We start from the raw sequence: 13,966 nt of genomic DNA, 5'->3' as shown, positions 1-13,966 counted from the left end.
GCGTAGCCGGTTCCTCGGTGTTTCCGCAATGGCCGGTCAGCCGGTCTTTTCGTCTTCCGCGGGCCAGTCGCGGATGTAAGCCTTGAGCATCTTGTTCTCGAAGTTCTGGCTGTCCACCACGGCCTTGGCCACGTCGTAGAAGCTGATCACGCCCATCAGCATGCGCTTGTCCATGACGGGCATGTAGCGCGCGTGGCGCTCCAGCATGATGCGGCGGATTTCGTCGAGGTCGGTTTCCAGGGTGCAGGTGACGGGGGCGTCGTCCATGGCCTTGCGGACCAGCGTGGTGCCGACCTGGCCGCCGTTGTTGACGATGGCGACGATCACTTCCCGGAAGGTGAGCATGCCGACCAGGTCGCCGTGCTCCATGACCACCAGCGAACCGATGTCCTTTTCCGCCATGGTGTTGGCGGCGTCTGCCAGCGGGTCGTCTGGCGTGATGGTGAAGAGCGTGTTGCCCTTGACGCGAAGGATGTCGCTGACTTTCATCGTGTGCTCCTCTCGGGACTCAATCTCGGCTATCTCTGGTGTATCTGGGCGGGCCTGCCGTTTTTGAATATAGCCCACAATCGACGCCGACCTGAGCGTCCATGTCGCGGACGCATGAATTGCAGACGTAACGGGGCATTGCCAGGAGACAACGCTCAGACACAGAAAGGCCTTCATGCCCGGTTATTCCGACCCCGGTTTCGACACCCTCGCGCTGCACGCCGGCGCCTCGCCCGACCCCGCCACCGGCGCGCGGGCCGTGCCGATCCACCTCACCACCTCTTTCGTCTTCGAGTCGAGCGACCACGCCGCCGCGCTGTTCAACCTGGAGCGCGCCGGCCACGTCTATTCGCGCATCAGCAACCCGACCAACGCGGTGCTGGAGCAGCGCGTGTCGGCGCTCGAAGGCGGCATCGGCGCCATCGCCACGGCCAGCGGACAGGCCGCGCTGCACCTGTCGGTGGCCACGCTGATGGGCGCGGGCTCGCACATCGTGGCCAGCACGGCGCTGTACGGCGGCTCGCAGAACCTGCTGCACTACACGATGCGCCGCTTCGGCATCGAGACCACCTTCGTCAAGCCCGGCGACCTCGACGGCTGGCGCAACGCCGTGCGGCCCGAGACCAAGCTGTTCTTCGGCGAAACCGTGGGCAACCCCGGGCTCGACGTGCTCGACATCCCGGCGGTGAGCGACATCGCCCACGAAGCCGGCGTGCCGCTGCTGGTCGACTCCACGCTCACCTCGCCCTACCTCATCAAGCCCTTCGACTGGGGCGCCGACCTGGTCTACCACTCGGCCACCAAGTTCCTGTCGGGCCACGGCACCGTGATCGGCGGGGTGGTGGTCGACGGCGGCAGCTTCGACTGGGAGAAGGCATCACGAAGCGCTGCCGATGGCAGCGCGGGCAAGTTCGCCGAGCTGACGCAGGCCTACGACGGCTTCCACAACATGGTGTTCAGCGAGGAAAGCACCGTCGGCGCCTTCCTGCTGCGCGCGCGCCGCGAAGGCCTGCGCGACTTCGGCGCGTCGATGAGCCCGCACACGGCCTGGCTCATCCTCCAGGGCATCGAGACGCTGCCGCTGCGCATGGAGCGCCACATCGACAACACGCAGAAGGTGGTCGAGTTCCTGGCCGCGCACCCGTTCGTGTCGCGCGTGGGACACCCGCTGATCGAGTCGCACCCGAGCCACGCGCTCGCGCAGAAGCTGCTGCGCCACGGTGCGCGCGGCGCCGGCGCGGTGTTCAGCTTCGACATCAAGGGCAGCCGCGCGCAGGGCAAGGCCTTCATCGAGGCACTCAAGCTGTTCAGCCACCTGGCCAACGTGGGCGACTGCCGCAGCCTGGTGATCCACCCGGCCAGCACCACCCACTTCCGCATGACCGACGAGGCGCTGGCCGGCGCGGGCATCTCGCAAGGCACGATCCGCCTGTCGATCGGCCTGGAGGATGCGGCCGACCTGATCGACGACCTCAAGCGCGCGCTGAAGGCGGCGGAGAAAGCCTGACCGCGCCGATGGAGCCGACACCCTTCTTCGAATGGCTGAAGGGCCCGGACGCGCTCGGCGTGGCGCCGCATTTCTTTGCCGCGCACCCCGACGGCACGCGCGACCGCGAGACCTACAGCGGCCGTGGCGATGCGCCTCCGATCGCCCGCGAGCATTTCTGGGACGCGCCGCAGCGCATCGAGATGTCGCAGGGCTGGGGCCATCCGCCGCGATTTCCCGACCTGGCCGGCTGGTCGGGCGACGGTTCGCCGCACGCCAAATGCCTGCTCGTCAGCCTGAGGCTGCACGCGCTGTTGACGCAATTCAGGCTGCCGGCCCACCGCGCGTACGACGTGGAAGCCCGCTTTCCAGCGCATCAGCACGCACGCTTCGGCGACCAGCGCGCCACGTACCGGCTGATGCATTGGCTAGGCGACGGACAGTGGCTCGACAGCCTCGACCTGGCGCGCACCGCGCTGCGCATCACGGTGCGGCTGCAGAGAGACCGGCCGCGCTACCACCGCGTCTTCGCGGCGGGCAGCTTCGAGACGGCGGCCCAGGTCGCGCAGGCCGCAGCCGACTTCGAGAAAGAGCTGCCACGCACGCCCGGCTACGTCGCGCCGGAGCGCGCGCTCGAGCACGCGGCCCACGTCATGGCCGAGGCGTTTCAGCCTGCCGGCGTGTCCCGCCACGGGCGGGCGGTGCTCGACATGGCATCGGCCCATTGGCCCGTTCACCTCCAGCCACTCGACCTGCTCTGGCTGCCCGATGAAGGCGCCCCGCTGGTCAGCGACGACCTGCGACAGGCGCTGGTGAGCGGCGGCTTCACCGGCATGCGCTTCGGCAAGGAATGGCGCACGGCGTTCGTCCAGCCCGCCGAGATGCACGGCCCGGCGTTGCGTGCGGAGCGCGGCGCGCTGCTGTCGCGAGTCGCAGCCTCGCAAGATGCAGACCCCAGCGAGCAATCGATACAGGTCTTTGCTGCGCTCCAGGTCCGGCGGCAGGCGCTGGCCCGGCAGTCGATCGGTGTCACGCAGCTGGTGCTGCCCGCGGCCTATGCCGAGCTGCTGCGCACCGGCCTGCCGACGCATGCCGACGACGACCTCGACCCGCAAGACCCGCGCCAGTGGCACTGGTTCCCGCGCGAACGCCTGCGCATGCTGGACGACATCGGCGACGACGGCGACTGGGTGGCCAGCCACCCGGAAGCCGCGCGTGCGCTGCTGGTCGCGCAAGACGACGGCGGCGACTTTCTCGGCTTCCTGCTGCGAGACGGCTCGGACCTGGAACTCGACGGCACGCTGATGCATTTCAGGCACGAGACGGGCGAGATCCTGCCGAGCGCGGTCCGCGGCTGGGCGCAGCCCGCGCAAGCGGAGGCCGCGTCTGCGCGCTGACCCGCTACATCCTCGAACACAAGACAAACAAGACCCAAGAAAGAGACGCCATGAGCATCCTTCAAGTCAACGGCAACGGCACCTACTGCTATACCGGCGGCAAGCCCCTCGATCCGGCCAAGCCCACGGCCGTGTTCATCCACGGCGTGCTGAACGACCACAGCGTGTGGATCCTGCAGACCCGCTGGTTCGCCAACCACGGCTGGAACGTGCTGGCGGTCGACCTGCCCGGCCATTGCAAGAGCGAAGGCCCGCCGCCCGCCAGCGTGGAAGAGGCGGCGCAGTTCGTCATCGCCCTGCTCGACGCGGCGGGCGTGGAGAAAGCCGCGCTGGTCGGGCACAGCTTCGGCTCGCTCATTGCGCTGGAGACCGCGGCGCGCGCGCCCGGGCGCGTGTCGCACCTGGCGATGGTGGGCACGGCCTACCCGATGACGGTGTCGCCCGCGCTGCTGGACGGCGCTCTCAACGACCCGCAACGCGCCATTGCCATGGTCAACACCTTCTCGCATGCGCTGCTGGCGCCGCCGCCGTCCGCGCTCGGCCCGGGCACCTGGCTCTACGGCAGTTCGCGCGCGCTGATGCGCCGCGTGCTCGCGAGCAACCGCGAGGCCAACGTGTTCCATATCGGCTTCAAGGCCTGCAACGACTACGCCAACGGCGAAGCGGCGATGGAAAAGGTGCAATGCCCGGTGCTGTTCCTGCTCGGCGACGCCGACCAGATGACGCCGCCGCGCGCCACCAAGGCGCTGGTGGGCAAGGCCCGCAACGCCAAGGTGGTGACGGTGCACGCAGGCCATGCGCTGATGAGCGAGGCACCCGACGCGGTGCTGTTCGCGCTGCGCGACTTTTTGAACGCGGCGCCTGCCGCCTGAAGCCGCCGCACTGGTGGCTCAGTCCATCAGTCCAGCGAGATGCCCGCCCGGTCGGCCTGCACGCGGTAGCGCGAGATTTCGCTTGCAGCCTCCTTGCGGAAGGCCTCCGGGCCGACCGCCACGGGCTCCATGCCCTGCGCGCGCAGGCTCGCCTGCAGGGCCGCGTCGTCCATGGCCTGCGTGACCGCCCGGGAAAGCGCGTCGAGCACCGGCGCCGGCGTGCGCGCCGGGGCGGCCAGCCCGAACCATGCTTCGAACGTGGCCTCGGGCAGGCCCTGTTCCGCCAGCGTGCGCACCCCGGGCAGCGCGCCGGAGCGGCCGGCGCCGAACACGGCCAGCGCACGCAGCCGGCCCGCATTCACGAGCGGTGCCAGCGCGCCGGCCACCTCGATGCCCAGGTCGACTTCGCCGGCACTCAGGGCCACGGCAAGCTGGCCCGTGTTGCGGTACGGCACGGCCTGCAGCCGGATGCCGGCAGCCGCTGCGAGCATCTCGCCCGCCAGGTGCGGGCCCGACCCCGGGCCGAAGGTGCCATAGCGAATGCGCCCCGGGTGCGCCTTGGCCGCCGCGATGAGCTCGGGCAGCGAATGCCAGGGCGTGTCCTTGCCCACCACGAGCGCAAGCGAGCTGCGCGCGACGATGGCGATCGGCGCCAGGTCGCGCGTCGGGTCGTAAGGCAGCTTCTTGCGCAGCGCCGGGTTGATGCTGAAGCTGGTCGAGCCCGACAGCAGCAGCGTGTGGCCGTCAGGAACCGAACGCACGACGTACTGGGTGCCGATGACGGTGGCCGCGCCGGGCCTGTTGTCGATGAAGACTGGCTGGCCCAGTTGCTCGGACAGCGGGCGCGCGAAGGCACGGGCCACGATGTCGCTGCCGCCGCCGGCCGTGAACGGCACCACCATGCGGATCGGCCTTTGCGGCCATTCGCCATTCGGGGCCGTTTGCGCATGGGCGCCCGACACCGCGGCCAGGCACAGAAGCACGCCCCGCCCCCAACGTCGAAGGACGTGCAGGGCGCGAAAGACGCCAGGGGTGCGGGACGAAAGCTGAGTCATGGGATCTGCATCGGGCCGGGCGAGCGGCCCGGCCTGTCGCCACAAAGGCAACCACGGATTTCCAGTTTGCCCCATGCCATCCATCCGTGCAGCCCGACGGGCTGAGTTCGCGCCCCTGTCCTACTTACTCGGCGGCAATGCCCGCGCGGTGCGCCAGCGCACGGTAGCGCGAGATCTCGCCCTCCATCTGCGTGCGGAAGGCGGCCGAGCCGACGGCCACCGGCTCCATGCCCTGCGCGCGCAACTGTGCCTGCAGCGAGGCATTGGACATCGTGGCCGCGACCGCGCGGGCCAGCTTGTCGATCACCGGTGCCGGGGTACGCGCCGGCGCGGCAAAGCCATACCAGGCATCGAAGGTGGCATCGGGCAGGCCCTGCTCGGCGAGCGTGCGCACCTCGGGCAGCATGCTGGAGCGCGCTGCCCCCACGATGCCCAGCGCACGCAGCTTGCCAGAGCGCACATGCGGCGCCACGGCCGCCACGGTGTCGATGCCCACTTCGATCTCGCCGCCGATCACGGCCATCGAACCCTGGCTGCTGCCCTTGTACGGAATGTCCTGCAGCTGGATGCCGGCCGCCAGCGCGAACAACTCGCCCGCGAGATGCGGCCCCGAGCCCGATCCGAAGGTGGCGTAGCGGATGCTCTTGGGCCTGGCCTTGGCTGCCGCAATGAGTTCCGGCACCGAATGCCACGGCGTGCCCTTGCCCACCACCAGCACCAGCGGCGTGCGCGCCACGATGGCGATGGGCGCCAGGTCGCGCACCGGGTCGTATGGCAGCTTCGCGCGCAGCGCCGGGTTCACGCTGTAGCTGGTCGAGCCCGAGAGCAGCAGCGTGTAGCCGTCGGGCGCGGCCTTGGCGACCGCGTCGGTGCCGATGATGGTGGAGGCGCCGGGCCGGTTGTCGACCACGATGGGCTGCCCGAGCCGCTCCGACAGCGCCTGCCCCATCGCACGCGCCACGAGGTCGGTGCCGCCGCCCGGCGGAAAGGGTACGACGAGCTTGATGGCACGGTCGGGCCAGGCGTCCTGGGCGAACACGGGTGCATGGGTGCCCAGCGCGGCGGAAGCGGAAAGCAGCAGGCCGAAGCGGCGGCGTGAGATGGCGAGATCCATGGTGCGTATCAGGAAAAGGAAGAGGCGGATTGCGGAAGCCGGCCGGCGGCCCAGGGCGCGAGCCCCGGCTCGCCCAGGTCCCAGTACAGGCCGGCCATGATCTGCAGGCCTTCGCGGGCCAGCGGCGCGAGCAGGTGCTCGTTGGGCGCGTGCTGCGCGCAGGCGGGGTACGAATGCGGCACCCACAGCGTCGGCAGGCCCAGCAGGTCGGCGAACACGTCGTTCGGCAGCGAGCCCGCGAGGTTGGGCAGCAGGTCCAGGCGATGCCCGCTGCTGCGCTCGATGGACTGCCGGGCCCAGCCGACCCACGGGTTCTCCACGTCGAGCCGCGTGGCCGCGCCGGTCAGCGTGATCGCCACCTCGACCTGCCCGAATCCGTGGGCATCGAGGTGCGCGCGCACGATCTGCCGCAGGTCCTGCCAGGGCGTGCCGACCACGAAGCGCAACTGGCAATGCGCCACGGCCTCGGAAGGAATCGCGTTGACCGGCCGCGTGGCGGAGCCGGCGCCGAGCGCCAGCACCTCGATGGTGTTCCAGGCCACCAGCCGCTCGGCGGGGCTCAGGCCGGGTTCGCCCCAGCCCTCGTCGACGGCGGGGTCGTCCGCGCCGCCGCCGATGGCGATGTCGGCCAGCGCATCGCGCACCGCCTGCGTGACCGGCGGCGGGCGCAGGGCCTCGACGAGGATGCGGCCGCGCGCATCCACCAGCGATGCCACCGCATGGCTGAGCACCGTGCCCGGGTTGACCAGCACACCGCCCCAGTTGCCCGAGTGGTAGCCGCGCGGCCGGGCTCGCAGCCGCAGGCTGAAGTTGACCGCGCCGCGCGAACCGAGGAACAGCGTGGGCCGCATGGCGCTCACGCGCGGGCCGTCGCTGGCGATGAACAGGTCGGCGCGCAGCTTGTCGCGTTCACGCGCGCACACCGCGTGCAGGCCGGGAGAAGCGGCCTCCTCGCCCATCTCGACGAGCCACGTCATGTTGTAGCCGAGGCGCCCGCCGCGGGCCTCGAGCGCGGCCGCGAGGCCACCCAGGTTGATGCTGTGCTGGCCCTTGTTGTCGGCCGTGCCGCGTCCGTACCAGCGCTCGCCGCGCACCGTGAGCGCCCACGGTGCGAGGCCCTCTTCCCACTGCGCGTCCTGCCCGCTGACCACGTCGCCGTGGCCGTAGGTCATGACCGTGGGCAGGGACGCGTCCTCGATGCGGCGCGCGATGAGAAAAGGCCCCCCGCCGGGCACCGGGTTGGCGACGACCTCGCAGCCGAAGCCGAGCGCCGCGAGCGGCGGAATCATCTCTTCGCGCAGGTAGGCCTCGAGCGCGGGCGTGGCGGCGCCGGTGTCGCTTTCGGTGCGAAAGGCGACGCGGCGCTGGAGGTCGGCGAAGAAGCCGCCGCCGTCGAAATAGGCTGTGGCAGCGGCCAGGCTGTCGGTGCGTTGCATGAAGGGTGTCCTTGTCCTTGCGTGGGGTGGAGCAAGTACAAGGCCTGAAGGCCGATGCTTCCAGCATCGTTTTGGCAAGCTACCATTGCCTTCAAGGCAATACCCATCCTGCGCAGATGACCCTTCCGCTTCTCAGCATCCCGATGCGGCACTTCCTCGAAGTGGCGCGCAGCGGCTCGGTCAACCAGGCGGCGGCGCGTCTCTACGTTGCGTCTTCAGCGGTGAGCCGGCAGATCGCCAAGCTCGAAGACAGCCTGGGCACGCCGCTGTTCGAGCGGCATGCGCGCGGCATGGCGCTCACGGCGGCAGGCGAGCGGCTGGCGGCGCACCTGCGCAATGCGCAGCTCGACATCGAACAGGTAGTCGAGCAGGTGCGCGACCTCGGCGGCCAGGGGGCGCGGCGCATCCGCATGGCGTGCACCGAGGGCTTCGCTGGGCACTTCATGCCGCTGGTGATGCGCAGCTTCGAGCAGGCGCACCCGGGCTGCCAGCTCGAGCTGCACGTGGGCTCGCCCGATGGCGTGAGCGCGCTGCTGGCGCGCGGCGAGACCGACATCGCCGTCAAATACGTGGTGGCGCCGGAACCCGGCCTGGCGATCGCGCACACGGCCACCGCGCCGGTGTACGCCGTGCTGCGGCCCGACCATCCCCTGGCACGGCAGCGCGTGGTGTCGGTGGCCGACGCGGTGCGCTACCCGCTGGCGGTGGGCGACAAGGGCGTCACCGCGCGCCAGCTGTTCGACCAGGCATGCAGCCTGCAGGGGCTGCGCTACCACGCGATCTTCGTGAGCAATTTCTCGTCGGTGCTGCTGCCGCTGCTGCGCACGCCCGACGTGATGCTGTCGGGCCACCTCACGGTGATGCACCTGATCGACGCGGGCACGGTGGTGGCGCGGCCGTTCGCGGAAGCGCCGCTGCAGCAGCGGCAGTTGCAGGTGCTGGCGCTCGAAGGCCGCACCTTGCCGCCGCTGGCGCAGGAATTCGTCGGGCACCTGGTGGCTGCGATCGCCAGCGCGGGCCGGCGCAAGCTCGGGCGGGCACGCGCGGGCGCCGCCAGGCCGGCCTGAGAAGGCTCAGCCCAGCGCGTTGATGTCGGCCGGGTCGAGCACCACCTTGGGCGCGCCGTGACGCGCCACCGCGAGCATCGCGCGGCCGACCTTCTCGGTGGTCGTCACCCGGTTCGGCCAGAGCCGGTAGGCCAGGCCGAGCACCGGGCCGAGCACGCGGATGGCGCCGTCGTAGAGCGGCGTCTTCGAGCGCACGCCGTGCATCGGCTGGATCATGCCGGGGCGGAACATGTAGGCCGCCTTGAACGGCAGGCGCAGCAAGGCGTTTTCGGTGGCGCCCTTCACGCGGGCCCACATGCTGCTGCCGCGCTCGCTGCTGTCGGTGCCGACGCCGGTCACGTAGGTGAATGTCATGCCGGGGTTCAGCCTGGCGAGCACGGTGGCGGCGGCCAGCGTCAGGTCGTAGGTGATGCGCTTGTACTCCGGCTCCTTCATGCCGACCGACGACACGCCCAGGCAGAAGAAGCAGGCATCGAAGCCCTGCAGCTGAGGCTCGATGGCGCTGTAGTCGTACATGTCCTTGTGCACCAGGTCGCGCAGCTTCGGGTGCTGCTGCCCGGTGGCGCTGCGGCCCACTGCCACCACGCTTTCGACGTCGGGCGCGAGCAGGCACTCGCGCAGCACGCCCTGCCCCACCATGCCGGTGGCGCCGAAGATCAGGATTTTCATGGAAGGGGTTCCGGTCAGACCGTGAAGACGGCGGGCTTCTTGTTCAGCACCGCGAGCAGCAGGTCGACGTCCAGGCTCGAGGGCTTGGGCGGCTGCAGTGCGGAGAGCATGCGCGAGAGCGTTTCGGCGTGCGGCAGCAGCGGGCCGAGGAAGCGCGTGCCATCTGCACCGGCCACCAGCAGGGTCGGGAAGGTCTCCACGTCGAAGGCATCGGCGATGTCGGCGTGGTCTTCGATGTCGACCCACGCAAAGCGGAACTCAGGGTGCGCCCGCGCCACCTGCTGGAGCAGCGGCCGGTAGTCGCGGCAGGTGCCGCACCATTCGGCGCACAGGCACACGACCCACGGCGCATCGCTGGCGGGCTCGGCGGATTCGGGGGTGCTTGGAAGGGCGCTCAAGGCTGATGCGTCGAAGGTGTGATCGAAAGGCCGGGGTGGTGCGGCCGGAAGGTCGTGGCTATTATGGACAAAGCCCTCCCTTACCGGGTTTCAGGGTCACAGGAGACTCGCACGATGAACACCACGACTGCCACGGGATCTGCCGTCGATCCGCGCCAATTCAAGAGCTTCGCGCAGTTCTACCCCTTCTACCTGACCGAGCACGCCAACCTCACCTGCCGCCGGCTGCACTTCGCAGGCTCGACGATCTCGCTGCTGTGCCTTGTGGCGCTGGTGGTCACGCTCAACCCGCTGTGGCTGCTGGCCGGGCTGGTGGCGGGCTACGGCTTCGCATGGCTCGGGCACTTCGGCTTCGAGAAGAACAAGCCGGCCTCGTTCAAGCGGCCGCTCTATTCGTTCATGGGCGACTGGGCGATGTACCGCGACATCTGGCTGGGCCGGGTGAAGATCTAGCTCTACTAGATCAGGAGCACATCGCCCAGCCTCAGGGAGCGCAGCGGGCCCTTTTGCCAGAGGTCTTCGAGCGGCTCGGCCCGGGGCATCAGCAGCTCCTTCAGCAGCGGCTCGATGGGGGTCGAGGGGTCGGCAAGAAGCACGTAGCGCGGATCTTCGTTGGCGGGCTCTTCTGCCAGCGGTGCGATCCAGTCGAGCGCCACCAGTGTCTCGAGCACCGGCGCGAGTTGCAGCGAGTCGACCCGCATGCGCGTCACCAGTTCGGCCGCGCCCATGCCCTTGGCCGGCGTGGCGCGCGCGCGGGCCAGGTGCTGCAGCGATTCCATGGCCAGCTGCAGCGGCCAGCCGGCGGTGCCGCCGCGCCGCGCCACGCCCGTCAGCAGGCTGGGCAAATAGGCCGCGATGACCGCGCCCAGCAGCACGATCACCCAGGCCACGTAGATCCACACCAGCAGAATCGGGAAGGTGGCGAAGGCGCCGTACAGCACCGAATAAGTCGGCACCAGGCTCAGGTAATAGCCCAGCACGCGCTTGGCGATCTCGATGGCCGCCGCCACGAAGATGCCGCCGGCCCATGCATGCGACCAGCGCACGTTGGTGTTGGGCACGTAGTGGTAGAGCGAGGCCATGCCGGCCGCGAGCAGCATGAACTCGAGGCTGTCGAACGCCAGCTTGACCATGGTGCCGCCCACCACGTCGCGCGAGGCCGAGAACACATAGGACGTGGTCGACAGGCTCACCGCCAGAATCAGCGGCCCCAGCGTGATGGTGGCCCAGTAAATAAGCACCCGCTGCGCGAACGGGCGCGGCGAGCGCACGCGCCAGATGTTGTTGAGCGTCTTGTCGATGGTGAGGATCAGCGCGATGGCGGTGATCAGCAGCACGATCAGGCCCGCGATGCCCAGCCCGCTGGCCTTGCTCGCGAACTGGTTGAGGTAGCCGAGCACCTGGCGCGCGATGTTGTCCGGAATCAGGCTCTCGATCAGCCAGCGCTGCAGCCGGCCCTGCATCTTGGCGAACATCGGGAACACGGTGAACAGCGCCAGCGCAACCGTGAAGAACGGCACCATCGCGATGGTGGTGGTGAAGGTGAGGCTGCTGGCCGTGAGGCCGAGCTTGTCTTCGCGGAAACGCTCGCCCAACACTGCCGCGGTGTTGCGCCACGGAAAACGCGAAAGATCCCTCCAAAGCTGCCGACGATTCATGGCCGGTATCATAGGAGTTGAACTCTCCCCCCAGTCTCCGCGCACTTCGTGTCGCTGCGCCAACCCCCTCACCGGGGGCGATACCAGCGGCCCGGCAAAGCCGGTTCCGCGGTATCCCGCCAATGAATGCCAACTTGCCGCTCCCGCCCTCCTCCGTTCGCGCGACCCGCTGGGCCGCCGTGGGCAGCCTCGTCGGCCTCATCGTGCTGGGCCTGGCCTGGGAGCTGTGGCTGGCGCCGCTGCGCCCGGGCGGCTCGCTGCTGGCGCTGAAGGTACTGCCGCTGGTCATTCCGCTGGCGGGGCTGTGGAAGAACCGCATGTACACCTACCGCTGGGTCAGCCTGATGATCTGGCTTTATTTCACCGAGGGCGTGGTGCGCGCATGGAGCGACACCAACGGCGTGGGCCAGGTGCTCGCGCTGGTCGAGGTGCTGCTGTGCCTCGTGCTCTTCGCGGCCTGCGCATGGCATGTGCGGCTGCGCCTGCGCCACGCCAAGGCCCTTGCCGCCACCGCGCGCCCACTGGAGGCTTCCACCCAATGACTTCTTCTTCCAACCTGATCGAACAATTGCGCGCCATCGTCGGCGCCCGGCACGTGCTCAACGAAGGCGACCTCACTGCCTACGAACAGGACTGGCGCAAGCGCGCACGCGGCAAGTCGCTGGCCGTGGTGCGCCCGGCCAACACGCAGCAGGTGGCCGACGTGGTCAAGGCCTGCGCCGCTGCCGGCACGGCCATCGTGCCGCAGGGCGGCAACACCGGCCTGGCGGTCGGCTCCATCCCCGACGACAGCGGCACCCAGGTGGTGCTGAGCCTGCAGCGCCTGAACGCCATTCGCACCATCGACGCCGCCAACCTCACCATGACGGTGGAGGCCGGCTGCATCCTGCAGACCCTGCAGGAAACCGCCGAGAAGGCCGGCTTCCTGTTCCCGCTGAGCCTGGCCGCGGAGGGCAGCTGCACCATCGGCGGCAACCTGGCCACCAATGCCGGCGGCACCCAGGTGGTCCGCTACGGCAATACGCGCGAACTGTGCCTGGGGCTGGAAGTGGTCACGCCACAAGGCGAGATCTGGGAAGGCACCAGCGGCCTGCGCAAGGACAACACCGGCTACGACCTGCGCGACCTGTTCGTCGGCAGCGAGGGCACGCTGGGCATCATCACCGCCGCGACGATGAAGCTGTATCCGCTGCCGGCCGCACAACTGACGGCCTGGGCGGCGGTGCCTTCGCTGGACCATGCGGTCACGCTGCTGGGCCTGGCGCACAAGCACCTGGGCCCGGGCCTGACCGGCTTCGAGGTGATGGGCAAGTTCGCGCTGAGCCTGGTCGACAAGCACATGCCGCAGCTGCGCGTGCCCTTCATCAAGGATGAGGCGGTGCCTTACTGCGTGCTGCTGGAAAATTCCGACAGCGAATCCGAAGACCACGCCCGCGCGCGCTTCGAGGCCCTGCTGGAAACCGCTTTCGAGGACGGCTGCGTCACCGACGCGGTGGTGGCCGAGAACCTCGCGCAGGCCCACCAGCTGTGGCACATCCGCGAGAGCATTCCGCTGGCGCAGGCCGAGGAAGGCCTGAACATCAAGCACGACATCTCGATTCCCGTGTCGCGCATTCCTGCCTTCGTGGAAGAAACCGATGCCTTGCTGAAGCGGGAGATCGAGGGCGTGCGCCTCGTGAACTTCGGGCACCTGGGCGACGGCAACCTGCACTACAACGTGCAGGCGCCGGAGAACATCGACACCAAGGCGTTCCTGAAGAACGAGGAAGAGCGCATCAACACGCTGGTGTACGACGCGGTGGAGAAGTTCGGCGGCTCGTTCTCCGCGGAGCACGGCGTGGGCTCACTCAAGGTCGACAAGCTGGAGAAGCACAAGTCGCCGGTGGCGCTGGAGATGATGCGGGCGATCAAGCGCGGGCTCGATCCCAAGAACACGCTCAACCCGGGACGCGTGATCCGGGTCTAGTCAGGAAAAATCCTCGCCGCGCAGTTCGATGGGCTGCCCGTGCGGCGTGCGCTCCGCCGCGTGGTCCCACGCATGGCGGTAGCGCGCAAGTTCGTCGCCGGAGCTGGCTCCCTTGTGCGCGACCAGATGCTCCAGCGCGGCGAGCCAGTGGCGGTAGTAGGTTTCGCCGGTGTCCGGGTCACCCGCGGCCTGCGCAGCTGAAATCTGCGCGGCCAATGCCTCGGCCCATTCGGGCCAGGTGAACAGGCCGCCTTCATGCAAAGCCAGGGTCATTGCAAAGGCCTGCGCCTCCCAGGGCGCGCTGAACACCGGGCCGTCGGCGTCGCGAGGCATGCCGGGTGCCAGCGGCATGTTGCCGC

General features: G+C 69.3%; 15 protein-coding genes. 7 read left to right on the top strand and 8 right to left on the bottom strand.

The window, feature by feature from the left end; genetic code table 11:
- Positions 1-36 precede the first annotated feature (36 nt).
- Positions 37-489: a CBS domain-containing protein gene (locus ACQY8B_RS05115; protein WP_081270267.1), complete on the bottom strand. Its 453-nt coding sequence runs from the start codon at positions 487-489 to the stop codon at positions 37-39.
- Between the two features lie 175 nt (positions 490-664).
- Between ACQY8B_RS05115 and ACQY8B_RS05110 the strand changes: the two genes are divergently transcribed.
- The 3 genes from ACQY8B_RS05110 to ACQY8B_RS05100 are packed head-to-tail and all read left to right on the top strand — an operon-like array spanning position 665 to position 4,244.
- On the top strand, positions 665-1,996 hold the full coding sequence (locus ACQY8B_RS05110) for an O-acetylhomoserine aminocarboxypropyltransferase (RefSeq protein ID WP_422085699.1): 1,332 nt from the start codon (positions 665-667) through the stop codon (positions 1,994-1,996).
- Between the two features lie 8 nt (positions 1,997-2,004).
- Positions 2,005-3,372, top strand: coding sequence for a hypothetical protein (locus ACQY8B_RS05105; RefSeq protein WP_422085698.1), 1,368 nt, complete (start codon positions 2,005-2,007; stop codon positions 3,370-3,372).
- A 50-nt stretch (positions 3,373-3,422) separates the two neighbouring features.
- The gene (locus ACQY8B_RS05100) at positions 3,423-4,244 is read left to right on the top strand and encodes an alpha/beta fold hydrolase (protein ID WP_422085697.1); all 822 of its coding nucleotides are present in this window, start codon (positions 3,423-3,425) and stop codon (positions 4,242-4,244) included.
- 26 nt (positions 4,245-4,270) lie between these two features.
- Here the strand turns inward: ACQY8B_RS05100 and ACQY8B_RS05095 are convergent, their stop codons facing one another.
- The 3 genes from ACQY8B_RS05095 to ACQY8B_RS05085 all read right to left on the bottom strand — a co-directional run bounded on the left by ACQY8B_RS05095 (position 4,271) and on the right by ACQY8B_RS05085 (position 7,849).
- Positions 4,271-5,146 carry a Bug family tripartite tricarboxylate transporter substrate binding protein gene (locus ACQY8B_RS05095; RefSeq protein ID WP_422085696.1) on the bottom strand — a complete coding sequence of 292 codons (876 nt, stop codon included), beginning with the start codon at positions 5,144-5,146 and terminating at the stop codon, positions 4,271-4,273.
- Between the two features lie 277 nt (positions 5,147-5,423).
- Positions 5,424-6,413 (bottom strand): Bug family tripartite tricarboxylate transporter substrate binding protein, encoded by a 990-nt coding sequence (locus tag ACQY8B_RS05090; RefSeq protein WP_422085695.1) that lies wholly within the window; start codon positions 6,411-6,413, stop codon positions 5,424-5,426.
- An 8-nt stretch (positions 6,414-6,421) separates the two neighbouring features.
- On the bottom strand, positions 6,422-7,849 hold the full coding sequence (locus ACQY8B_RS05085) for a M20 family metallopeptidase (protein ID WP_422085694.1): 1,428 nt from the start codon (positions 7,847-7,849) through the stop codon (positions 6,422-6,424).
- A gap of 116 nt (positions 7,850-7,965) precedes the next feature.
- Here ACQY8B_RS05085 and ACQY8B_RS05080 point away from each other — a divergent pair, with 116 nt between their 5' ends.
- On the top strand, positions 7,966-8,916 hold the full coding sequence (locus ACQY8B_RS05080) for a LysR family transcriptional regulator (protein ID WP_422085693.1): 951 nt from the start codon (positions 7,966-7,968) through the stop codon (positions 8,914-8,916).
- A gap of 6 nt (positions 8,917-8,922) precedes the next feature.
- Here ACQY8B_RS05080 and ACQY8B_RS05075 read toward each other — a convergent pair whose 3' ends face one another.
- Positions 8,923-9,585, bottom strand: a complete 663-nt coding sequence (locus tag ACQY8B_RS05075; protein WP_422085692.1) for an NAD-dependent epimerase/dehydratase family protein — start codon at positions 9,583-9,585, stop codon at positions 8,923-8,925.
- Positions 9,586-9,599: 14 nt separating this feature from the next.
- Positions 9,600-9,983 (bottom strand): thioredoxin family protein, encoded by a 384-nt coding sequence (locus ACQY8B_RS05070; RefSeq protein WP_409195951.1) that lies wholly within the window; start codon positions 9,981-9,983, stop codon positions 9,600-9,602.
- 114 nt (positions 9,984-10,097) lie between these two features.
- Here ACQY8B_RS05070 and ACQY8B_RS05065 point away from each other — a divergent pair, with 114 nt between their 5' ends.
- Positions 10,098-10,436, top strand: coding sequence for an Mpo1-like protein (locus ACQY8B_RS05065; RefSeq protein WP_422085691.1), 339 nt, complete (start codon positions 10,098-10,100; stop codon positions 10,434-10,436).
- 5 nt (positions 10,437-10,441) lie between these two features.
- Here the strand turns inward: ACQY8B_RS05065 and ACQY8B_RS05060 are convergent, their stop codons facing one another.
- Complete coding sequence (locus ACQY8B_RS05060; RefSeq protein ID WP_422085690.1) at positions 10,442-11,653, bottom strand: YihY family inner membrane protein; 1,212 nt, start codon at positions 11,651-11,653, stop codon at positions 10,442-10,444.
- 110 nt (positions 11,654-11,763) lie between these two features.
- Here ACQY8B_RS05060 and ACQY8B_RS05055 point away from each other — a divergent pair, with 110 nt between their 5' ends.
- The gene (locus tag ACQY8B_RS05055; RefSeq protein ID WP_409195953.1) at positions 11,764-12,183 is read left to right on the top strand and encodes a DUF2069 domain-containing protein; all 420 of its coding nucleotides are present in this window, start codon (positions 11,764-11,766) and stop codon (positions 12,181-12,183) included.
- A complete protein-coding gene (locus ACQY8B_RS05050; protein ID WP_422085689.1) occupies positions 12,180-13,607 on the top strand; it encodes an FAD-binding oxidoreductase in 1,428 nt (475 codons plus the stop codon). The genes ACQY8B_RS05055 and ACQY8B_RS05050 overlap by 4 nt, the downstream gene beginning before the upstream one ends.
- On the opposite strand, the gene ACQY8B_RS05045 is transcribed toward ACQY8B_RS05050, so the two are convergent.
- A complete protein-coding gene (locus tag ACQY8B_RS05045; RefSeq protein ID WP_422089155.1) occupies positions 13,608-13,958 on the bottom strand; it encodes a nitrile hydratase accessory protein in 351 nt (116 codons plus the stop codon).
- Positions 13,959-13,966: the final 8 nt, after the last annotated feature.

The organism is Variovorax sp. (genome assembly GCF_965279555.1).
In the GTDB taxonomy this organism is placed as follows: domain Bacteria; phylum Pseudomonadota; class Gammaproteobacteria; order Burkholderiales; family Burkholderiaceae_C; genus Variovorax.
The sequence above is the reverse complement of the archived record's forward strand: the minus strand, read 5'-3'. Positions and strand labels throughout refer to the sequence as shown.

Bases quoted from the DNA above. Each gene is read 5' to 3' on its own strand.
- ACQY8B_RS05115 (WP_081270267.1), bottom strand. From the start codon at position 489: ATGAAAGTCAGCGACATCCTTCGCGTCAAGGGCAACACGCTCTTCACC.
- ACQY8B_RS05110 (WP_422085699.1), top strand. From the start codon at position 665: ATGCCCGGTTATTCCGACCCCGGTTTCGACACCCTCGCGCTGCACGCC.
- ACQY8B_RS05105 (WP_422085698.1), top strand. From the start codon at position 2,005: ATGGAGCCGACACCCTTCTTCGAATGGCTGAAGGGCCCGGACGCGCTC.
- ACQY8B_RS05100 (WP_422085697.1), top strand. From the start codon at position 3,423: ATGAGCATCCTTCAAGTCAACGGCAACGGCACCTACTGCTATACCGGC.
- ACQY8B_RS05095 (WP_422085696.1), bottom strand. From the start codon at position 5,146: ATGGTGGTGCCGTTCACGGCCGGCGGCGGCAGCGACATCGTGGCCCGT.
- ACQY8B_RS05090 (WP_422085695.1), bottom strand. From the start codon at position 6,413: ATGGATCTCGCCATCTCACGCCGCCGCTTCGGCCTGCTGCTTTCCGCT.
- ACQY8B_RS05085 (WP_422085694.1), bottom strand. From the start codon at position 7,849: ATGCAACGCACCGACAGCCTGGCCGCTGCCACAGCCTATTTCGACGGC.
- ACQY8B_RS05080 (WP_422085693.1), top strand. From the start codon at position 7,966: ATGACCCTTCCGCTTCTCAGCATCCCGATGCGGCACTTCCTCGAAGTG.
- ACQY8B_RS05075 (WP_422085692.1), bottom strand. From the start codon at position 9,585: ATGAAAATCCTGATCTTCGGCGCCACCGGCATGGTGGGGCAGGGCGTG.
- ACQY8B_RS05065 (WP_422085691.1), top strand. From the start codon at position 10,098: ATGAACACCACGACTGCCACGGGATCTGCCGTCGATCCGCGCCAATTC.
- ACQY8B_RS05060 (WP_422085690.1), bottom strand. From the start codon at position 11,653: ATGATACCGGCCATGAATCGTCGGCAGCTTTGGAGGGATCTTTCGCGT.
- ACQY8B_RS05055 (WP_409195953.1), top strand. From the start codon at position 11,764: ATGAATGCCAACTTGCCGCTCCCGCCCTCCTCCGTTCGCGCGACCCGC.
- ACQY8B_RS05050 (WP_422085689.1), top strand. From the start codon at position 12,180: ATGACTTCTTCTTCCAACCTGATCGAACAATTGCGCGCCATCGTCGGC.
- ACQY8B_RS05045 (WP_422089155.1), bottom strand. From the start codon at position 13,958: ATGCCGCTGGCACCCGGCATGCCTCGCGACGCCGACGGCCCGGTGTTC.